The sequence below is a fragment of the Patescibacteria group bacterium genome, assembly GCA_041653535.1.
Taxonomy (GTDB): Bacteria; Patescibacteriota; Patescibacteriia; order JACRDY01; family JACRDY01; genus JBAZFH01.
Map to the genome: position 1 here is coordinate 123714 of JBAZFH010000001.1, position 22551 is coordinate 146264.

The 22551-nt window shown below is 39.4% G+C and carries 18 protein-coding genes; 16 read left to right on the forward strand and 2 right to left on the reverse strand.

The features are described 5' to 3' along the window. Positions 1–20: 20 nt before the first annotated feature. Together WC310_00630 and WC310_00635 are read left to right on the forward strand one after the other, a co-directional pair. Positions 21–1826, forward strand: a complete 1806-nt coding sequence (locus tag WC310_00630) for a hypothetical protein (protein MFA5358310.1) — start codon at positions 21–23, stop codon at positions 1824–1826. Positions 1827–1978: 152 nt separating this feature from the next. After that, positions 1979–3280 carry a radical SAM protein gene (locus WC310_00635; protein ID MFA5358311.1) on the forward strand — a complete coding sequence of 434 codons (1302 nt, stop codon included), beginning with the start codon at positions 1979–1981 and terminating at the stop codon, positions 3278–3280. Positions 3281–3330: 50 nt separating this feature from the next. Here WC310_00635 and WC310_00640 read toward each other — a convergent pair whose 3' ends face one another. Then, the gene (locus tag WC310_00640; GenBank protein ID MFA5358312.1) at positions 3331–3732 is read right to left on the reverse strand and encodes a hypothetical protein; all 402 of its coding nucleotides are present in this window, start codon (positions 3730–3732) and stop codon (positions 3331–3333) included. A gap of 327 nt (positions 3733–4059) precedes the next feature. Between WC310_00640 and WC310_00645 the strand changes: the two genes are divergently transcribed. Further along, complete coding sequence (locus WC310_00645) at positions 4060–5214, forward strand: glycosyltransferase family 4 protein (protein MFA5358313.1); 1155 nt, start codon at positions 4060–4062, stop codon at positions 5212–5214. A gap of 73 nt (positions 5215–5287) precedes the next feature. Here WC310_00645 and WC310_00650 read toward each other — a convergent pair whose 3' ends face one another. Further along, a complete protein-coding gene (locus tag WC310_00650) occupies positions 5288–5575 on the reverse strand; it encodes a helix-turn-helix domain-containing protein (protein ID MFA5358314.1) in 288 nt (95 codons plus the stop codon). A 355-nt stretch (positions 5576–5930) separates the two neighbouring features. Here WC310_00650 and WC310_00655 point away from each other — a divergent pair, with 355 nt between their 5' ends. The 13 genes from WC310_00655 to WC310_00715 all read left to right on the forward strand — a co-directional run bounded on the left by WC310_00655 (position 5931) and on the right by WC310_00715 (position 22322). Next, positions 5931–6488, forward strand: coding sequence for an RNA polymerase sigma factor (locus WC310_00655; protein MFA5358315.1), 558 nt, complete (start codon positions 5931–5933; stop codon positions 6486–6488). Beyond that, complete coding sequence (locus tag WC310_00660; GenBank protein MFA5358316.1) at positions 6478–7620, forward strand: DUF5667 domain-containing protein; 1143 nt, start codon at positions 6478–6480, stop codon at positions 7618–7620. Before WC310_00655 ends, WC310_00660 begins: the two co-directional genes overlap by 11 nt. 211 nt (positions 7621–7831) lie before the next feature. Beyond that, positions 7832–11605, forward strand: a complete 3774-nt coding sequence (locus tag WC310_00665; protein MFA5358317.1) for a hypothetical protein — start codon at positions 7832–7834, stop codon at positions 11603–11605. Positions 11606–12149: 544 nt separating this feature from the next. Next, positions 12150–12818, forward strand: coding sequence for a tetratricopeptide repeat protein (locus WC310_00670; protein ID MFA5358318.1), 669 nt, complete (start codon positions 12150–12152; stop codon positions 12816–12818). Between the two features lie 71 nt (positions 12819–12889). Continuing rightward, positions 12890–14221, forward strand: a complete 1332-nt coding sequence (locus tag WC310_00675; GenBank protein ID MFA5358319.1) for a hypothetical protein — start codon at positions 12890–12892, stop codon at positions 14219–14221. A 93-nt stretch (positions 14222–14314) separates the two neighbouring features. Beyond that, entirely contained in the window at positions 14315–16438 is a 2124-nt protein-coding gene (locus tag WC310_00680) for a S8 family serine peptidase (protein ID MFA5358320.1), read from the forward strand. A 9-nt stretch (positions 16439–16447) separates the two neighbouring features. After that, positions 16448–16834, forward strand: a complete 387-nt coding sequence (locus tag WC310_00685; protein MFA5358321.1) for a GtrA family protein — start codon at positions 16448–16450, stop codon at positions 16832–16834. A gap of 71 nt (positions 16835–16905) precedes the next feature. Further along, entirely contained in the window at positions 16906–17904 is a 999-nt protein-coding gene (locus WC310_00690) for a GDP-mannose 4,6-dehydratase (protein MFA5358322.1), read from the forward strand. Positions 17905–17907: 3 nt separating this feature from the next. Further along, positions 17908–18579, forward strand: a complete 672-nt coding sequence (locus WC310_00695) for a glycosyltransferase family 2 protein (protein ID MFA5358323.1) — start codon at positions 17908–17910, stop codon at positions 18577–18579. 6 nt (positions 18580–18585) lie between these two features. Next, entirely contained in the window at positions 18586–18906 is a 321-nt protein-coding gene (locus tag WC310_00700; GenBank protein MFA5358324.1) for a DUF2304 family protein, read from the forward strand. 54 nt (positions 18907–18960) lie between these two features. Beyond that, entirely contained in the window at positions 18961–20019 is a 1059-nt protein-coding gene (locus tag WC310_00705) for a glycosyltransferase family 2 protein (protein ID MFA5358325.1), read from the forward strand. 2 nt (positions 20020–20021) lie between these two features. Continuing rightward, entirely contained in the window at positions 20022–21161 is a 1140-nt protein-coding gene (locus WC310_00710) for a glycosyltransferase family 4 protein (protein ID MFA5358326.1), read from the forward strand. 63 nt (positions 21162–21224) lie between these two features. After that, on the forward strand, positions 21225–22322 hold the full coding sequence (locus WC310_00715; protein ID MFA5358327.1) for a glycosyltransferase: 1098 nt from the start codon (positions 21225–21227) through the stop codon (positions 22320–22322). Positions 22323–22551 lie beyond the last annotated feature (229 nt).

Below are 22551 nucleotides of genomic sequence, written 5' to 3' on the forward strand. Positions count from 1 at the left end.
ATATTGAAATAGTAAAAAATATGAAAGGCGTAATTGATTTAACTTTCGGACCATTTCGTTTGATTTTTCGCCGCCTAGGCAAACGCTATCAGGTTCGCTATAAATTTAACAAAAAACATCTTGTCGCCGATACGGTATTGTTTTTAGGGGTGGTGTTTTTGATCGTATTTAATATTTATATCACCGTAGTTTTTACAAAATGGGCGGTGTCTCTGGGTGTAGATATGAATATTAAAGTAGAAAAACAAGTATTAAATGGTGCTCAGACTAAAATAGTAATAAATTATGATAATTCCAGGAAAAATGGTCGTTTAGTCGACGCTAAGTTGTCTTTGCAGTTACCTGAGGATTTTGTCCTTAAAGAAACTTCTAACGGTCAGTATGATGTTGTCAGTAGTAGTTTGTTAATTGGCGAGATCAAACCCGGAACCAGCGAAAAATTGGAATTATTAGGTGAAAATTGGGGAAATTACGATACGACAGAAAAAATTTACGCTCGCCTTGATTATACCCAAGAGCGAACGATAAATGATCGGGTGGTTAGTTGGCGGGAAGAAAATATTACTTCTGCTATCTATAAAATTTCTGGTTCAATGCTTGATTGCGGATTTATCTTGCCGCCGTTGGTTACTAACGGTAGTGACTTTGATTTTCAGCTTAATTGTCAAAATAACTATGACGCGGATATTAATAAGGCAAGACTGTTGATTGTCCCTGGTGACGGTCTAGCGGTGAAGGCGACCAAACCACAGCTATCCAAAAATTTTTGGACACTAGGTGATTTGACAACCGGAGTCAAAGAAGATTTGTCTGGTAGTGCCAGTTTTAATATGCCAGCCGAGGCTGTAGAAGGAAATATTGGTTTTCAGCTCTACGGCTTTCATAATGGCAAGGCTTTGCTTTTGGATAAAAAAGAATCAACGGTTAAGATATTTCATCCTCATTTTTCTCTTGCCGTCCAGGTAAATGGAGCAGATAAATATTGGCCGATACCGGGCGAAGAAGTGAACTATCTACTCAATTACCAAAACCAAGAAGACTTTGATATTGCTGACGCTAAAGTTAAACTCGATTTTTCTCCCGCCGTATTTGATGTCAGCACTTGGAAATCTGGTCAAAAAGCAGTTTGGGACGGCAGTAATGCAACTTTAGACATCGGCGCTCTTACTATGGGACAAAAAGGGGAGATTGCCTTTAGTGTTAAAACAAAAAAACAAAATAGCGTCAGAGATTTGGAAATAACTCCTCGTGTCAGCTACGCGGTAGATTACCAGGGTCAACATCTGACCGTTGATGCAGAACTGCCGGCGATCAAACAGTCGTTTAGCGCTAACTTAGAGCTGGAATCTTTTGCTCGCTATTACACGGTAGAGGGGGAGCAGCTAGGCATCGGTCCGTTGCCACCGGTTGTGGGCATTCCTACTCAGTATCGGATGTTTTGGCAAATTAGCAATGCTTTTAATGCCGTTAAAGACGTTTGGGTTAGCTGTGTGTTACCAAATAATGTTATTTGGACGGGGCAAGAAAGTGTTAATACTGGATCGGGGCTGGAATTTAATTCTAAGACTCGAGAAATGATTTGGCGTTTACCTCGACTCGAGTCGTCCGTGGGAATAAAAAGTATCCCGGCGATAGCCAACTTTTCTTTGGAGCTAACGCCGTTAGTTAGTCAGTTAGGGCAGAATGCTATTATTGCTAAAGATGTGAAAATTAGCGCTACCGACGAGGTAAGTGGCAGAAAACTTGAGTTATTTTTGGGCGATTTATTAACTAATCTACCAGGAGATAAAAAAGCTTCTAATCGTGGGAGAATAGTTAATTTTTAGTAAAAATGTTTAAAATTAGATAAAAAACATGGGTGGAAATACCCTTGTTTTTTTAGTCTTTTTGTGTTGACAAAAATATTATTATAGTATATTTTTTAGTCAGTACAACAGAAAAATTTTTCTGTCTTTGACAACAAATAAAGGAGACATCTATGAATACGACGGCAAGAGTTGCGTTAGTGTATCCAGAGGTTTATGACCTTGCTCACTTCAAGGAAAAAAGAAAAGAATTTCCTCCTTTTGGGGTATTGTATCTCGCTTCTTTTCTTGAAAAAAATAATATTGAAGTTAAGATATTTAAGACCGTTAGCGGGGATGAGCAATATGATTTTAGGGGTTATGATGTGGTTGGTTTTAGTATACCAGCTTCAGCGACATACAATCTTCTTAAAAATGTAAGATTTTTAGCTCGCTATTCAAAAGATGTTGTAATCGCTGTGGGCGGTGTTCACCCTAGTTTTTATCCCCAAAAAACCTTTATTGATTTTAAAGCCGATGTGGTAGCGATCGGATGTGGTGAAAGAACTATCGTTGATATAGTTAATGCTTGCCATGATAAAGATTTTTCTCGAGTAAGTGGCGTCTGCTGTTTTAGTGGTCAATCTTTGGTCATAAACCAGGCAGGTCCTCTAGATAAAGATATTGATTGGCTTGCTTTTCCTGCCAGACATTTGCTTGACGAGTCAGACTTTATTATGAATAATCGGTTGGCAGGCACCGATATTCGTATGACACATATAATGTTAAGTAGGGGTTGCCCCTTCTCCTGTCGCTTTTGTGCTGTAATGCAAAAGAAGTTACAATATCGTTCTGGTGTTAATGCAAAAACCGAACTCGAGTACTTAAAGCGTGAATATCAGATCAATGGGTTTGCAATTGTTGATGACAATTTTGTGGTCGACAAAAGGGCAGTTAATGTCTTGTGTAAGGAGATAGGTGGTCTCGGGCTAGCCTGGTCTGCGCTCTCTCGAGTTGATACAGTTGACTACGAATTGCTTGAGGTCATGCAAGATGCTGGATGTCTCGAACTTAAATTTGGAATAGAGTCCGGGAGTGAGCGAATGCTCCAAGCCATGGGTAAGAACATCTCTTGTAATCAAATACGTAGAGCCATCACCCTGTCTTTTTCCCTGGGTATCAAGGTAAAAGCTTTCCTAGTACATGGTTTTCCCGGGGAAGACATGTCGAGTACCCAAGAGACTATTTCGCTCCTTAAAGACATCGGTGGTATGATTGACAGGGTTTCTCTTTTTCGTTTCACCCCTCTTCCAGGATCGTATGTTTTCAATAATGCAAGCAAGTTCGGCTTGTTAATTCCTGAAAATATTGAAGACTGGAGTAGATTCCACATCTATCATAATAATTATCATTGGTGGGGGAGCGCAGAAGACTTTCATCAGGTTGAAGTTTCTTATAGCGAACTCGAAAAATTTATTACTGACAATTGGCAGTAATAAATTTAAAATTCAAAAGTTGTGTCTTGAAAACACGACTTTTTTTTAGTTTATCGCTCAAAAGGTTTTATCCAACCGAGATCTTGCCATAAAGCTAATTCATCAGAATAGGGCATTTCATTTTTCGAAATATGGTTTATGTAACATACTTCTATTTTTTTATTTAAAGCTCTGTTTAGTCCTAAAGCGAACGCCATTTCTGCAAATACGCCAGCTCCTATATAGCCAGCAATACCCTTTTTTTCAAAGTTTAGGGCTAGTACGATATCTGCCTTAGTTATGGCATTGTAATGCTCGGAGAATTCTTTGTTGTAGCTATTTAGAAAATCGTTTTTAATTTTTGTAGGATATTTTAACACTTCAAAACCGTGTTTTTCTAATCTATCTTTCCATTCCAGTATTTTTTCTTCAAAAGATGCGCTGGAACAAATTACGACTTTTTTCTTTTTCATATTAATTTATTATTAAAGACTAAATATTTGTCACTTTTTATTATAATAACAACAACTCTTTTTTAAATCAAAGGGCTTTTAGGTTTTTGGCAAAAATACATATAATGATTAGTATTAATTGAGCGGGTTCCCTAGGGGCTTATTAACTAATCTGCCAGGAGATAAAAAAGCTTCTAATCGTGGGAGAATAGTTAATTTTTAGTAAAAATGTTTAAAATTAGATAAAAAACATGGGTGGAAATACCCTTGTTTTTTTTAGTCTTTTTGTGTTGACAAAAATTGTTATATATGTTAAGATGATTAATCGCATTGATAAAATTTTAATATATGAAAATAGCGTTTATCGGTCAAAAGGGTATTCCTACCAAATTTGGTGGAATCGAAAGGCATGTAGAAGAATTAGCTGTCCGTCTTGTTAAGGCTGGTCAGAAGGTTTTTGTTTATTGCCGCCCTTGGTATGCGCCAGTAGATAAAAAGTCCTTTCGTGGAATTAAATTAATTAGCCTGCCGTCTATCAGAACTAAACATTTGGATGCGATTTCTCATACTTTTATCGCCACTTTACACGCATTGTTTTCCGATTATGACATTATTCATTATCACGGAGTCGGTCCGGCTTTACTTTCTTTTATTCCGCGAATTTTTAAACCTCAAGTCAGGGTGGTGGCGACTTTTCATTGTATTGATCGCAAACATCAGAAATGGGGATTATTTGCCCGTACCTTTTTGAAGCTGGGAGAGCGTGCGGCTTGTTTGTTCGCTCATCAAACCATTACGGTTTCTAAAACATTACAATATTATTGTTCTCAGATCTATAATACCGATACTGTCTATATTCCCAACGGCGTTGGTCGCAAAAACGTTAATTGCGGCAGTGACCTGATCGCTAAAAAATTTGGCTTGCAGGAAAACGGTTATCTTTTAGTGGTTTCTCGTTTGGTCCGGCACAAAGGCATTCATTATTTGATTAATGCTTTTCATCGTCTAAAAACCGATAAAAAGCTGGTTATTGTCGGTGATTCTGCTTTTACCGATGATTATGTTCAAGAGTTGCACGACTTGTCTTATGGCAGTAAAAACATTATTTTTACCGGATATCAAAACGGTAAAGTCTTAGATCAACTTTTTGCTAATGCTTACGCTTTTATTTTACCTTCTGAATCAGAGGGTTTGCCAATAGTTATCCTGGAAGCCATGGCTTACGGCAAGGCGGTGTTGGCTTCTGATATTACTGAAAATCTGGAAGTAGTCCGCGGTCATGGTTTTAGTTTTCGTAATAAACAAATTGACGATTTAGTAAGCAGGCTAAAACATTTATTGGATAACCAAAAAAACGTGGAAGCTATTGGTAGAGAAAGTCGGGATTTTGTTATGCAAAATTATAACTGGGACGACATAGTAAAAAAGACCATAGTTCTTTATCACCAAACTTTAAAAAGCGGAGCTAAAAAAGGCTTAGCGCCGTCTCAAGTGCAGGCTTAAAAAATTATAACTTAAAAGATAAAAAACCGCTCCAAAGAGGAGTGGTTTTTTAAAAAGCTTTCCCGGCAAGAAACTATTTTTTATCTGTGTGTGGATAGCTTTTAGGGTTAGGGGAATACAAGGGGGAGGAAATTTTCCATTTTTCTACAAACTGTCCGAGACCTTCTTTTGAAAGTTTATTTTTTACCGTTGGTCTCTTTTGTGACCACTTAAGAATATTTTCAAAGTTAAGGCGGTAGCGACCGCGAACAACTACGTACGTTATCTCTTGATTTTTTATAGCTCGGCGAATAGTTTTTTGATCAATGCCAAAAAGGCGAGCGGCTTCAGAAACAGATAGACGAATAGGAGAGTTGTTCATAATTTTATTTAGTTATTAATACAGGGATAATAGCATGTTTTGAAGATATATGTCCAGGATAGAGTGGACAAATACAAGTATACAGTATGAAGTATCAGTATGCAGGGGGGGGGCGTGCTTGTTAGTTCCTGTTAACAAATTAGCGCCTGATACGTCTAATTATACGTATAAGTAATTAGCCGCTGTTATTAAATAGTAGATAAGGCCGTCGTTAGCAGTTAAGAGCTGTGTGCCAAGGCTATTTTAGTGGATAACCGCCTTGCTACCATAGCCCTTTTAAGCTACAATAATTCCACTGTTTTACCTCAAATGTAGCACGAGGTGTAACAAAAAGACGGCTATTTCGTCATAGTAAATGAGCAGTATTTCACAGAAAATCTTGTTAATGAAGTTAAAGACCAAAGATCCGGAAATCTTCGGTCATTTTTATGATTTATATGTCAGTCGTATTTATCAGTTTATTTATTTTAAGGTTTCTTCCCGTGAGGAAGCTGAAGACTTAACCGCCGAAACTTTTTTGAAGATCTGGGAATACATTTTTGAGAATAAAAAAATTGACAATCTAAACGCTTTCACTTATCAGGTAGCGCGCAATCTCGTGATTGATTTCTATCGTAAGCGATCGCAGCAAAGATTGATTCCTGATTCCGATGAAAGTTTGGAGCAGTTACCCGATACTAAGACTATGCCGGTAGACCAGCGGGTAGCTCTAGCCTCTGATGTAGAAAAGCTAGAAAAATATCTACGTCAGATGAAAGACGAATACCGTGAGGTGATCGTCCTGAAGTTTTTCGACGAATTAAGCATTAGTGAGATTGCCAGCGTGCTTGGCAAAAGCAACGGTAGCGTGAGGGTTTTGGCTCATCGCGCACTCAATACACTTAAAGAATTAGTTGAAAGAGATGAAAAATAAAGATTTCATCAATAAGCTAAAAGAAATTAAAACCGGTCAACCGGACTCCGAGTGGGTCAAACGGAACCGGGATATTTTGTTATACCAAGTTAAGGCCCAGCAGAGTTCTCGTTTCGAAATGTTTTCCAAAGACGGGGCTAATTATACATGGAGCGTATTTCGTTTATTATTTCCAACCAGCTTTGCCTATAGATTGACTGCCGTAGTTTGTTTGATGTTGGTTTTAATCGCCAGTAGTTCTGTTACCACTACTTGGGCTGATCGCAGTTTGCCTGGGGATTTTTTGTATCCGGTAAAATTAACATCCGAACGTGTTCAGCTAGCTTTTACTTTTGATCAAGAGTCGGAAACCAAATTGCAAGTCGAGTTTGCCGGTAAAAGACTGCAGGAAGTTGAACAGATTAGTCTGGGAGACGAGTCAGATGTTAATAAGGCCGACAAGATAAAGACTTCATTAAATGGTTATAAGAAAAATATTCAACAAGTAAAGAACGATTTGGAAAAGATAAACAAGGAAAGTGAACCGGGAAAAGCAGCCGAACTCGCCTCTTTGGTAAGTAAGCAAGTTGGTGATTATTCCACGGTCTTGGGTAACAAGGCTACTGTTCCAACGTCAGATATAAATGAGGCGATACTTGCGTCCGATCAGGTAGTTGATAAGAGTATTGATGTGGTTTTGGAAAAATATCAGCAAGTTGGCGGTACTAGCGTGCCGGTTTCTCCGCAGGAGCTCGCTATTATTTTTAATAAAAAAGCGGAAATAATTAGTAAGTTTATAGAAAATATAGAAGTGACTATCAAAGCGGGTAAAGATCTGACCGCTAGTGCTACCGGAGAGAACAAAGAATCTGTCCAAAAAGAAGCCGGAGACGCTCTGGGTAAATTTTTGGTTAAATTAGAAACTGCAAAAAACGACTTTAATAAAGTAAAAGAAACTTTTGCTAGCGGAGAAACGATAACGGCACTGAAAGATATCGTTAATATTTCTTCGACAGTAAAAGATTTGCAGGGCGATGTTTATAGCTTTGTTCAGGATTTACGAAATAAAGTAAAGGTTGAAATGCCGGAGGTTAAGGGCGAAGAGATAGAAACGGGAGACAGCAAAAATAGCCAATTGGAGGATTTAAAATAATTAATTAATTCACGTTAAGATTAATATGTAGGGTTCACTTTAGGTGGATTTTGCATAATTAATTGATATGTGAAAAATAACAAGGTCGATTCTCGCAAGAGAAGTTTTCACGGTTAATATTAATAAAATGTGCTTGTCTGGATATATGTTAGTGCATTCCAATTGGGCATTAATATGTACTGGACGACACAAATGGAGAAAAAGGTCTATTATGACAAAACTAATTAAAAAAGGTTTCACCGTCTCTGTTGTTGTAGCCACCATTTTTTGGGCTATCGGTTTAGCTGCATTTTTGCCTGTTGGCGCTGCAGCTGCTGTTGCCGAAGGTGACTTAATCAAGCAGGCCGGCAACCCGACTGTGTATTACTACTACGCCAGTAAGAGATATATCTTCCCGACTGAAGCCACTTACTTTTCATGGTACAGTGATTTCTCCGGCGTTAAGACTATTTCTCAGTCTGAGCTAGAAGCTATTCCTCTCGGTACTAACGTTGTAATCCGCCCAGGCACCAAGCTTGCAAAGATTACTACCAATCCGAAGGTTTATGCTGTTGCCCCAAATGGCGTTTTACGCCACATAGATAGTGAAGCTCGTGCTACAACTTTATTCGGCGCTAACTGGGCCAAGAGAGTCGTAGATGTTCCAGATGGTTTTTGGAACAACTACACCGAAGGCGCAGCTTTTACCTCCGATGTTCACCCAGCAGGTTCTTTAGTTAAATATGCCGCTTCTGGCGATATTTACTATATTAATGCTGATGGCAAGAAGCAAAAATTTGCTTCTATGGATGCCTTCAATGCTAATCGCTTTAAATTAAGCGATGTCATCACAATTTCTGATACTTTGGTTTATACCACTGGTACTGAAATTACTGGTGCTCTTGGTAGTCTAACTAATACAGCTCAAGCTGGTGGTACCGCTACTGTTGGTACTGGCGCTTTGACTGTATCATTAGCTTCTGGTAATCCAGGCGCTATGACTGTTCCTACCAAGGCTTCTGGCGTTGAACTTCTACGCATTAATTTAACTGCTGGATCCACTGCTTCTGCTCTAACCGAATTAACCGTCCACAGAACTGGCGTTGGCTCTGTATCTGACTTTGCTAACCTATATCTGTATGATGGTGCTACTCGTTTGACTAGCGGTCGCAGCATTGGTTCTTCTACCAATGATGCCGTGTTTACCAATTTAAATGTAGCTGTTGCTGCTAATACCACCAAGACTTTGATGGTCAAAGGTGATATTGCTACTTCACCTACTGCTTCCGACGTTCACTACTTTGAGGTCAGCAATGCTGCCGCTGTAGTTGGCGCCGCTAGCGTAGCTGGCACTTTCCCTGTAAAGGGTAATGCCATCACTATTGGTAACCAGGCTGTTTCCACAGCTACTATCACCAAGGGTACTACCCCAGCTTCTCCGATTATCGGACAGACTGGCGCAACCCTATCCGAGTTCAAGATTGCCGCTGGTTCTCATGACCTCGAATTGACTCAAATCGCTTTGACCCAGGCTGGTTCTACCAGTAATAGCAATTTAGCTAATTTGAAGCTATATGCTAACGATGTTTTAGTAGCTTCTTCTGCTAGCATGACTGGTGATAAGATGATTTTCGTCTTGGACAGCGCTTATACTATTCCACAGGGTATTACCCGAATTTTCCAGGTCAAAGGCGACATCTCTGGTCGCTCGGGCTACACTGTTAGAACATATGTTGAATATGCTATCGATGTTGTAATTTCTGATAAGACTTACGGCATCGGTGCTTATGTTGATATCAGCACTTCTGGTACCTTTGATGGTTCCAGCACTGGTACCAAATACATTGAAGTTACTTCCAAGGGTGGTAAGGTGACCGTTGCTTTCAATGGTCCGCTCAAAGCCGATGTGGCCAAGGGTACCCAGGATGTAGAGTTCTACAAGTTTAGTATGACTGCTGCTGATCAAGCAGTTGAAGTCAAGACTATCGGCTTCACTATTGCCAAACTTTCTACTGGTAATGGTAAAGTAAAAGGTTCTACCAACAATACTTTCACCGATCTTAAGATCACTGATTTGACTGCTGGTAAAACCATTATGGGTCCGAAGGAATACGTTGTGTCTGCTGATGCCACCACTACTGGCGAAGTTTCATTTACTGATTCTTTTGTCATTAATGCTGGCGAGACTAAGAATTTGGTCTTCACAGCCGATGTACGTAACACTGAGGATACTTCCGGTGACTTCATTGATGATGCTTTCCAGGCCACTTTGTCTGCCTTTGGCGACACCAGTATCCGCGAAGTATCAACCAACCAGTATCTAACTGCCTCTACTGACATCGTTCCGTATGCAGTTAACACTGGTAACAACATGACTGTCAAATCATCTGCTTTGACCGTTGCTCTAGCTTCTACCCCAAGTTCTGCGAACTTGGTCAAGAGAGCTACTGGTGTCAACACCGTTGCTTTCAGCTTCGATGCTGGTTCCCAGAGCGCTGTTAAGGTCAACTCTATAACCATGACTGGTTATGGCGATTTGGATGGTGGTGCTTCTTATACTGTTGGTGAATTTGATGATGTCGTTTTGTCCGCTTCTTTGTGGGATGGTACTACCCAAGTTGGTTCTACTGTCTCCCCAACTAGCGCAGGCGTATTAGCATTTACCAACCTCAACTGGACCGTCCCAGCTGGCACTTCCAAGAAATTAACTGTGAAAACAGACGTTTCTTCTACTGCCGGTACAGGTGATAATGATATGTATTATGTTCAGATGGCTGGTTCTGCCATTAGCGCTACTGACAAAGACAGCAATACTGTTGATGTCACTGGTACTTATAATGACAGCCCAACTGTTGCTCATACCGTTTACAGCGCTGGTTCTTTGACCGTTGGTCAGGATTCAGCTTCCCCAGATGCTGATATCGTCGTTGCTGGTAATGCTGGCGTAGTAATGAGCAAATTCAAATTTGCCGCTACTCGCGAAGGTTACAACGTTACTAAAGCAAGAATTATTGTCTATAACGTAGGCGCTTCTGCTTATAACGCTAACACCGATGATAACTTTGACAGCATTGTTATCGAATATCCGAAGAAAGATGGTACTACTGGTACTGCTACTGGTTATCTATCCAGCGGCGCTGTCCAGTTCTCTGGTCTTGAGATGTATGTTCCTAAAGATGGCGTAGCTGTGTTGACTGTTAAGGGTAACCTTAACACCATCAATGCTGGCGCTGACAGCGGTGAACAGCCAAGGCTAGATATCGACAACGATAATGCCACTGACAACGGATACTTCGCTGCTTCCGGTGAAGATTCTGGTACTGCTGTCTATGACAGCGGTTCAGCTGATATCACTGGTAAGGGTGGTATGGTTGTTCGTGCTACCAAGCCGACTGTAACCAAGGAAACCCTTGGCACTACTTTGACCACTGGTGACAACCAAGTCTTCAAGTTCAAGGTAGCTGCTGACGCTGCTCATTCTGTTGCGTTGAAGACTCTATGCTTCAACATCTCAACTTACGATGACAGTGCCTCTGCTTTGACTCTCGGTGTGTTCAAGCTCTACAACGCCGCTAACATGTCAACTCCGTTGAATGTTACTATCGTTGATGCTACCGCCACCGATTTGGAAAGCGGTACCTTAGCTGAGGGTAATAACCAAAAAGTATGGGTGCAGTTTGATGATGGTTCGGCTGAGACCATTGCCGCTGGTTCTTCTAAGACTTATGTCTTGAAGGGAACCGTGGCCAATGCCGCTCTCTACGACAACATTACTACTACTCTCTATACCACTGGTGAAGTCCTTACAACCGGTGCTTTGGCTGCCGGCGCTACTCATGGTCGCGCTCAGGTTACCAACTCTACCGAAAACGACTACTTCGTGTGGTCTGATTACTCTGGTGGTGACTCTGCTTGGTCTGATACTGTTGCGTCCTCGTCTTCTGACTGGACCAATGGTTATCTCGTCAAGACTCTACCTTCAGACAGTCATACTTTGACTTGGTAATCTTTACCAAATCGGGTTTGATAAAAAATTGTTAATTTAACTATTTTTCCTCCCGTCCTGCAGTTTGCATGGCGGGGGGTTTTTGTTTTAATTAGTTAAAACTCCGCATGTAAGAGAAGAGTGCTCTTGGAAGTGTAGTCCTTGGATAGATAAAGCAAATATTTTTATCTTGTTACCCATCTTTTGCCCTCATGCCGCCTGCCTGCCGGTAGGCAGGGGCGGGCAGTTGCTTTCTGTAACTAGAAAGCAACCAAAGAGTTCCGGGGGCGCAAGCAAGCGCATGTCCTTACCACCTTAAGGTTTCCTTACCCCGCCCCGCCCCTGCAGACCATAATTACCGAAACGGGTCGGGGCTCGGCGCAGCTTACGCCCCCGGACCCTCGACGTTTTAACAACTTAATATTTTTGAAATAAGATTAATGTCTCGGCTGAAGTAGCCAGTAAATAGAGGGGCGGTAGTTCATTATCCACCCCTCTTGGCGAAAGTCGAAATATGCTATAATATAGTAGTTAATCTATTACGAGGAGATTTTTTATTTAAAATATGACTGATTTTATAAGAAAACGTTGGCCCAAGATAGTTGTTGCCGTGATATTTGTAGTGTTAGCCGGTACTTTTTTATGGAAATCAAATATCAAAGAAGGTCAGTTGGAGTGGGGTTCGGTAGAGGGACTTAATCTAACTGATCAGCAAAAACAGCAATACGAAGAAACAGTGAAAAAGTTGGAAGACAGTAACGGCGACAAAAAAAATCCGACTGCACTTTCTGATTTAGCGCGACTTCGTGATCAGGGCGGTGATCCAGAAGGATCTATAAAAATTTACCAAAAAGCTTTAGCTGAAGAGCCGGACAATACTTTAGTTTTGTACAATTTAGCTGATGTATACTATTCGATAGGCGACTATGGTAAAACAGAAGAAATGTACCGTCGGATAATTAACAATCATCCGCTGGAGATGCCGGTTTATCGTCGGTTATTTGATTTATATCGAGATAAAATAAAAACTAAATATCCGTCGGTATTGGAAATTTTATTACGCGGTTGGCAGTACAATTCCGATCGACCGGCAGAATTTATAAAAATGCTCGCGCTGTATTATAGCGATATGGGAGACATTGAAACTGCTAAACAATATTATCAACAGCTTTTGATAATCGAGCCAAATAATCAAGATGCCAGAGATCAGCTCAAGCGTCTTGGAGGGAAATAAAATAATTAATAATTACTAATTAATAATATTTTGGTTATTAATTATCGGTTCTTAACTCTTTTTTAAAAAATATGAAAAACAAAATTTTATTTGTCGGAATTTTACTAGCGGCGTTTTTTTGTTTACCTAGCGGATCTTTTGCTTTTGTTTCGGAGGATTTGACCAGCTATTTGACCCAGACTGTTAATGTTTATCCCGCTACTTGGGACAATTTAGCGATGGACGCGCTAATACCAAATCAAAAAGAGGACAAAAGCGTTGATGAACTAAACTTTTTTTCAGTCAAAAATACCGGCTCGGCTGATTTTGGCAGGGAATTTGAAAATGTAAAGCTTTGGATTGATGCCGGCGCTGTTGGTTGGCAGGGTTGGGGAACGGATAAGGATTTAGGCGAGGCCGCTTATGAAAATTCAATGTGGATTTGGTCGGGATTAAAAGAGCCAATACCAACAAATGGCTTGCGAGTTTTTGTTACAGTAGATATTCGGAGCACTCTTTACGTTGATGGACAGCGTATATCCGCAGTGATACCTCAATTGAATGATGATAACGCTAATAAAGTTCGAGATGCTGGCGAATATGGTGTTTTTGTTGCCTCAAAAAATAATGGTCCGACTAACAGTGAGTGGGGCTCTACTCCCAGTGAGCAGGTAAGTCGAAATACTCATGATGTTTGGCAACCACAGCTAATTACTACCAATTTGGTCGAAGGTCAAAAGCTAGAAGGTGTGACCGCTTATAAGATTAGCGGTAAGGCCAAAGACCAGGGTACGGCCGGCATTGCTACGATAAAAATAAGTATTAATAAATCTGGTGCTACTGACAACTGGATCAATATTACTGATAATGGATCGGCTTTTGCCACTTGGGATTATCAGTGGAGCGATATTACGGATGGCACCTATACTGTTAAGTTAAAAACAGAGGACTATGCGGGAAACATCTTAGATAAAAGTTACGGGGTAACTGTTCTTGCCGTTGTTAGTCAGCCAGTGGTTACTACTCCAACAACTGAAGTTGCCGAGAAGGTAAATGATGGTGAACTGATAAAAGGCAGCGGTGATCCCAAAGTTTACGTGGTTGCTGATGGTCAGAAACACTGGATTACTACTGGTGAGGTTTTTTTGGGACTCGGCTATCAGTGGAGTAAGATAAAAGCTGTAAGCGCAATTACGCTTAATAGTTTGGTAACCGGCAGCGATGTTATTAAAGCCTATACTCACTTAAACGGCACCCTGATTAAATACAAGACTTATCCGCAGGTTTTTTTGCTTCAATCCGGATATCGCAGACATATTGCTAATGAACAGGTTTTTCTTGGTTTAGGCTACCATTGGGATGACATTATTACTGTGCCAGATACAGAGTATTATCCTGACGGAGAGGAGATTACTACTTATTAGACAGAAGCTACGATCTAGTAAAATTAAAACCCCCGATAAAAGGGGGTTTTAGAAATTGTTTTTTATCTTATTTTGGGGTAAAATGTAAGACATATGAATAGCTATAAGAAGAGAAGGATTGTTTTTTTGGCGGTTATTTCTTTGTTTTTATTATCCATGTCTTTTACTGCCTCTGCCATGATGCCAAATGATCCTGATTATTATCAGCAGTGGCATTTAGGTCAAATGAATTTGCCAGCTGCTTGGGATTATACGCAAGGATCGGAACAAGTAGTGGTGGCGGTGCTCGATACTGGGGTGGATATTACCCATCCTGATTTGTCGCGAAATATTTGGGTAAACATGGATGAAATAGGTGAAGATGGTATAGATAATGATGGTAATGGTTATGTCGACGATATTAACGGTTTTGATTTTTTGGACGGTGATGCTGATCCGGTGCCTAGGATTGATAACGGATATAGCATTGATTCTTTTACCCACGGTACTATAGTCGCTGGTATTTTAGGGGCAGTAGGTAATAACAATGTTGGTATAAGTGGTGTCGCTTGGAATGTTAAAATCATGCCATTACGGGTTTTAGATAATTACGGTACCGCTGATATCAGACCGACGATTGAAGCGATAAAATATGCTATAAAAAACGGAGCGGATGTTATTAATCTTAGCTTCCAAGGAATAGAGCAGAGCGATGAATTTAAGAAAGCTTTAAACGATGCTTATAATGCTGGTATTTTTATCTCCGCCGCCGCCGGCAACGGCAATGGTTATAATCGCGGCATAGATATGGACAGGTTTCCTTTTTATCCGGTTTGTTATCGTACGTTTAATAGTGACGAGATGGTTACCGGAGTCGGTGCTTTGGGCAAAAATAATGTTATCGCTCCTTTTTCTAACTACGGCAAGGAGTGTATTGACCTGATGGCTCCCGGTGAAGATATTTTTTCCACCCAGCTTTTCCTGGGTTCCAATGTAGATGTTTTGAATGTTTACTATAGCGGTGGTTGGCAGGGAACGTCAATGGCGGCTCCAATGGTAACGGGCGTGGCAGCGTTAATTAAATCAATCAATAAAGATTTTACTCCGGCGCAGATTTATAATTTTTTAATTCAAGGAGCAACCAACATTGACTCAATAAATCCTTTGTTGCCAGGCAAGCTTGGTTATGGATTGGTTGATGCCGGCAAGTCGATAAAAGCGGCATATGATTACAACGCCAAAAATTTTTCTAGCACTGTTGTCGTACCTGCCTTAACGCCGGTTTTGCAGCCAGTGGTTTCAACCGATCCGGCGGTAGCGGTCAAGACATATCTAAGGAATGGTTTAGTGTTTGGCGCTAGTAGCGGTAATAAACCCTGGGTTAAGATTTTTAATAATTTTGCGCTAGATATTAAAACCTTTCTTGCATATGCTGAAAATTTTAAAGGCGGTGTAAATGTTGCCGTAGGCGATGTTAACGGCGATGGGCAAAAAGAAATAATTACGGCCCCGGGTAATGGCGGAGGACCGCATATCAGAATTTTTGATCAAGAGGGAAATATTATTAGTCAATTTTTTGCTTATAGCACCAAATTTTCCGGAGGTGTTAATTTAGCGGTTGGTGATGTTGATGCTGACGGTGTGGAAGATATTATTACTGCCCCGATGGGTCAGTATCAGCCAGAAATAAAAATTTTTGATTTACTAGGTGAAGAAAAAAATAATTTTTTAGCTTACGATGTTAAATTTAATGGCGGCGTAAGCGTTACTACCAGCGACGTTAATCTAGATGGTACAAGCGAGATAGTAACTGCTCCGAGTAAGGGCGGAGGACCGCATATTCGTATTTTTAATCAAAGTGGTAAAGTGATGGGGCAATTTTTTGCTGATGATAAAAAATATCGCGGCGGGATCAAGGTAGCGGCGGGAGATGTTGACGGTGATTATCATGATGAAATAGTAGTTAGTCGTTTGGGAGTCGGAGAATATTTGGTGAATATTTACGACGTAGCAGGAAGTTTTAAAAATCGTTTTTTTTCGTTTGGCACAGAATACGCCAGCGGAATTAATCTCGCGGTTGGTGACTACGACTTTGACGGACAACTGGAGATCGTCACGACCAAGACGAACGTGTTTCCGACGGTAAAAATTTTCGATAATAACGGTGTTATCAAAACCGAATTTTCCGCTTTTAGTCAAGATTACAAAGGTGGTGTAAATGTTGCTATAATAGATTAGTTAGTGCTTATGTTATTTCAATTAATAAGGTTTTGCCTGGTAGGGGTTGCCAATACAGCCATAGATTTTACGATTTACCTTTATTTGACCAGAGGTTGGGACTTTTGGGGCGAGCAATATTTGTTTGCTAATATCGTAGCTTTTGCTACAGCTAATGTTTTCAGTTTTATTATTAATAAAACCTGGACTTTTCATGACGAGAAGCGCTTAAGTTACCAGCGGCAATATTTGAAATTTTTATTGGTTAGTTTGGCGGCGCTTAGTATAGTAGAGACGTGTTTGTATATTAGTGTTGACGTGTTTGGCTGGTATGATTTAGCAGGAAAGGCAATTGGGATAGCGTTGTCATTACTTGTAAGTTTTTCCTTGCATCGAGTCTGGACTTTTAAAAAGTAATAATTGAAATAATAATTTAATTTTTTGTCCCTTTGGGACATCTCCTGGACGGAGATAATTTTTGTATCTTTATGTCAGCTAATCGTAAAAATATTTTAGTTACCGGAGGAGCCGGTTTTTTGGGTTCGCATTTGTGTGACCATTTAGTTCAATATCACAACGTTGTTTGTGTGGATAATTTTGTTTCTGGATCACAAAGCAATATCAATCATCTTTTAAGCAATCCTAATTTTGAATTTATTAAACATGATATGGTCGAACCGCTTGATTTGGAAAAATTTCCCGAATTAGATAAGTTTAAAGTTAAGGTTGTTGGTATAGCTGAGATTTACAATCTTGCCTGTCCAACGTCAGTAAAAAATTTCGAACCTCAGCGGATAAAAACTTTAGAAACTAGCAGCTGGGGTACACATAATGCTTTAGAGGTGGCTTTAAAATACAAAGCGAAGTTTTTTCATGCTTCTTCTTCCGTGGTTTATGGACCGCGAATAAATGGTAGTAAGTTTTTTAGTGAAGATGTTGTTGGCAGCGTTAATATGATGTCTCCGCGGGCTTGTTATGACGAAGGGAAGAGATTCTCCGAGTCAATTGTTAATACTTATCATCAGGTATATAGTCTTGATACTAAGATTGGCAGAATATTTCGCACCTATGGTCCGCGCATGCCTCTTTTTGACGGACAAATGATTCCGGATTTTATTACCAATGCTCTCGACGATAAAGATTTGGTGATTTATGGCGATAAAGACTTCAAAACGTCTTTAGTTTACGTTTCCGACGTTATTGACGGAATGATTAAAATGATGGAGTCTTCCGAGTCCGGTCCAATAAATTTGGGATCTCCCGATGAATTTAGCCTTTATCAGGTAGCGGAGACAATAATCAAAATGATTGGATCAAAGTCAAAAGTAACTTTTGAAGATCCATTGTTGTTTATGAGCCAGTTGGGATTACCAGATATTACTCTTGCTAAAGAAAAATTAGGTTGGTTGCCGGTGGTGAGACTGGAAGAGGGATTGCAAAAGATTATTGACTATACCAAAGCGGAAAAAGGCGTTGTCAGTATATAAACTATGTCTCAAATTTTTATAGTTGTTCCGGCGTATAAGGAAGAAAAAAATATCGTCGCTACTCTCGATGACCTGAAGAAATATTATCCGGTACAAAATATTATCGTCGTAGACGACGGCTCGCCAGACAAAACTTATGATTTGGCTAAACTAAGTGGTGTAAAAGTTTTACGCCACTTAATTAATCGTGGCCAAGGAGCGGCTCTTCGTACCGGTACACAGTACGCGTTGGATAACGGTGCTGACGTTATTGTTCATTTTGATGCCGACGGTCAACATCAGGCAAGAGAAATAAGCGAATGGATAAAACCAATTGTTTCCGGCGAAGTCGATGTTGTGCTTGGATCAAAGTTTTTGGGTAAAAAGGCAAGGAATTTACCACTCAGTAAAAAAATACTTTTTAAAATTATTATTCCTTGGCATAATTTATTTACCGGGTTACATTTAACTGATTTGCATAATGGCACTAGGGTTCTCTCTCGTGAAGCAGCGGAAATGATTAAAATCACACAAGATCAAATGGCGCATAACTCAGAGATTCAAAGTGAAATTGCTAAACATCGTTTGCGTTATCGCGAAGTGCCGGTAGAAATTATTTACAATCAATACGGCAGGGGAGTAAAAACCGCTATAAAAATTTTTAAAGATTTAATAAAAAAAAGTATAGTTGGTTAAAAAAATATGATGATTAAAATTTTGTTACTCATTTTTATCTTGTTCGTTTTACTACGCACTGTTTTTCGTTTTGTAAAAAAGGAAATCCGCGGACGCGAGCTATTAGCTTGGTTAATCTTTTGGCTATTAGTTGGTGCGGCGGTAGTTTTGCCGCAGACGACCGATGTGCTGGCAAATAAACTAGGCGTCGGTCGTGGTGCTGATCTATTGGTTTATGTTTCGGTATTAGTCTTATTTTACATTGTTTTTCGGATTTTAGTACGACAGGAAAGGATCGAGCGGGAAATAACCAGGGTGGTGCGGGAAATAGCGGTGAAAGATAAGTAAAAAATTAAAAGTAAAAAGTTAAAAATATTTTTACTTTTTATTTCTCTGAAAAATATGGATGTTGCAATTATACTAATCAACTATAAAGACTATGCCCGTAGATACCTCGCGGAGTGTATTGCTAGCGTGCGAGCGCAAAAGTATAGCGGTTCTTTTAAGGTTATTATTGTTGATAACGAATCGAGTCAGGAAACGGTTGATTATATCAAAAACGTGGCGCCAGAGGCGGAAATTGTGGTTAATAAAAATAATGACGGTTTTGCCAAGGGCAATAACGATGGTGTTAAAAAAGCAATTGAGCTTGGTTTTCAGTATTTTGTTTTGCTTAACATGGATACAGAAGTAGAGAATGATTGGCTGCAAAAACTAGTCGATGCAGCCGCAAAGTTGGATAATTGGGGTGCGGTACAGTCGCGAGCAATGCTGTACTCGGATAAAAATAAAATAAACACATTGGGAAACAGTTTGCATTATCTAGGTTTTGGTTTTTCCTCCGGCAGCGGAGTCGATTACATTGCCCCAACTACTAATTACCACCTACCAATCGTCATCACGTATTTCTCCGGAGTTTCTGTTTTGCTTCGCAGGGACGTCCTAGAAAAAGTTGGTATGTTTGACGAAGAATTTTGGATGTATCACGATGATTTGGAATTAAGCTGGAAAATACGTTTGGCTGGATATAACCTTTATTTGGCGCCGGATTCGGTGGTGTATCACAAATACGAGTTTGCCAAGAGCATCAAGCAGTATTACTGGATGGAGCGGAATCGTTTTATATTTTTTCTTACCGTCTTTCATCCATTAACAATAATACTACTTTTGCCGATGTTTATGGTGATGGAAATCGGGTTAATATTTTTTTCGATTAAGGGAGGATTTTTAGGAGAAAAAATAAAAGTTTATCAATGGATTATCGAAGCGGATAATTGGCGCTATATCAAATTACGGCGAGCAAAGATAAGAAAAATCAGAAAATTAAAAGACAGGGATTTAATAAAACATTTAGTAAGTAAAATAGAGTTTCAGGAGATAGACAATCCGCTTTTACGCGATATAGCTAATCCGATCATGACCGCATATTGGTGGATAGCGAAAAAAATAATTATTTGGTAATTATGAAAATAGCTCAAGTTGTTTGTACCTTTCCTCCCTATAAAGGCGGGATCGGCAACGTCGCCTTTCACTATAGTTTAGAATTGTCTAAAATAGGACACGAGATTGTTGTCTTTATTCCTCATTATAAAAAAAGCGAGCATCAGTTTTTAAATTTTAAGTTAAAAAGTTTTGTTCCTTGGTTGAGTTATGGTAATGCCGCTTTTTTGCCGCAACTTTTTTGGTCGTTACGAGATTTTGATATTATTCACCTTCATTATCCTTTTTTTGGTAGCGCTTTGCCGATTTATTTTCTCAAAAAAAAATATCCAGAAAAAAAATTGGTGCTGACTTATCATATGGATGTGGTTGGTGGCGGCCTACTGGGTAAATATTTTTCCTGGCATACCAAAAAATTAATGCCTAAAATTATCAGGATAGCGGACAAAGTGATTGTTACTTCTCTTGACTATGCTAAAAATTCAAATATTGCTGAGGAAATAAAAAAAGATCAAAAAAAGTTTGTTGAAATACCGCTAGGTGCTAATCTTAGTATTTTTCATAAGCAGAAAAAAGATGACGCGCTGGTAAAGAAATATCAATTAAAGACCGGAGAAAAAATAATATTATTTGTTGCCGCGTTAGATGCCGCGCATTATTTTAAAGGGTTGAATTATTTATTAGAAGCCATGTCAAAGATTAAAACTCCCGCCAAATTAGTGATTGTTGGCCGCGGGTCAATGCATGATTGTTATATAGCTCAGGTAAAAAGATTGGGCTTGGCGGATCGGGTTTTATTTGCCGGATATGTCAGTGATTTTGATTTGGCAAGATATTATAATTTCGCTAACGTTTTTGTTTTGCCTTCAGTTGATAAGTCAGAAGCATTTGGCTTAGTCTATGTTGAGGCTATGGCTTGCGCAACACCGGTAATTGCGTCGAATTTAGCTGGTGTTCGCACGGTGGTTGACGACGGTCTAACAGGGTTTTTGGTCGAACCGAGAAATGTTTCTGATCTGGCGGATAAAATAGATAGAATATTAAGTAACGACAGTTTGGCGCAAAAAATGGGGGAAGCTGGCGCGGAGAAAGTAAAAGAAAAATATACTTGGCCGGAAATAGCCAAACAAATAGACAGGGTTTATCGAGAGGTGGTTAGTTAAAAATTATAAGTTTTTTGTCTAAAGTGGAGTAGTTTTTGGCGTAAAAAATAATTATTATTTTTTGTGAAAATTTGCATTATAAATAGTTTATACACTCCTTATTATCGTGGCGGGGCGGAGTTGGTGGTTAAAAAAGATGTTGATCGACTAAAAAGCTACGGTCATGAAGTTTTTGTTATTACGGTTTGTCCCTGGGAGGGTCGGAAAAGTATGAAACCGAAAATAGACGAAATTGAAGGAGTTAAAATTTATCGTTTTTATCCGTTCAATTTGTTTTCCTTTGTTAATATAAATAAAAAACCGATGTGGTTGCGCCTGCCATGGCATTTTTTTGATATTTTTAATATTCATTCTTATTTTACGGTCAAAAAGATCTTGCAACGGGAAAAAACTGATTTGGTTTTAACTCATAACCTTAAAGGTATCGGTTATACCGTTTGGCGGGCAATCAAAGATTTGAAAATAAAAAATACTCATATTATTCACGACGTTCAGCTGGTCGTGCCCTCGGGGCTTTTGTTGTTTGGCAGGGAAAAGATAGTTAATGGAATTTTTTATAAAATTTATAGCGCAACTTGTCGCTTGCTAATCAATTCTCCTGATGAGGTGATTTCGCCGTCTCGGTGGTTGCTGGATTTTTATACTCAAAGAGGGTTTTTTAAAGATTCTAAAAAAATAGTCAATCTGGCTTTCGGCGCTCTGCCGGAAGTAAAACAGTTAAATCTTGAACCGCAAAAAGAAACAATAAAGTTAATTTATGTCGGGCAGATCGAAGATCATAAAGGGGTTGTTTGGTTGGTGGAAATTTTAAAAAAAATAGAAACTGATAAATTAAGAAATTGGAAACTAGACATTATTGGCGATGGAACAAAATTAGCTGATATTAAAAAACTGGTTATAAAAGATAAGCGGGTTACAATCTATGGACGAGTTGAGGGGAGAGATCGGGATGAATTGATCAAACAAACCGATTTTGTGGTGGTGCCGTCATTGTGTTATGAAAATTCACCAACGATTATTTCGGTTGCTTTGGGTTTGGGTATACCAGTGCTGGCCGCGAAAATTGGGGGTATTCCGGAGATGGTTAAAGAGGGTGTCGACGGATGGCTGTTTACGCCAAATAACAGCAATGATTTTTTGGAAAAAATTTTTAAATTTTAGGTCTATTTTTTAACCTTGTTTTCTTATCCACAGGGGGTCGAGAAAAATGTTTTTTTTGATAAAAAGCGACACTATAAAAAGACAGTATTTTGGCGACGAAAGCTGTCTTTTGCTAAATATTTGACAGTACTACATCTAGTGTTATACTAAAAACATAGACACAATATATTGGGTTGATTGAAAAAATAGCATTTCACCACGGCAGCATTTTTTAAATCACCCTAAAAAA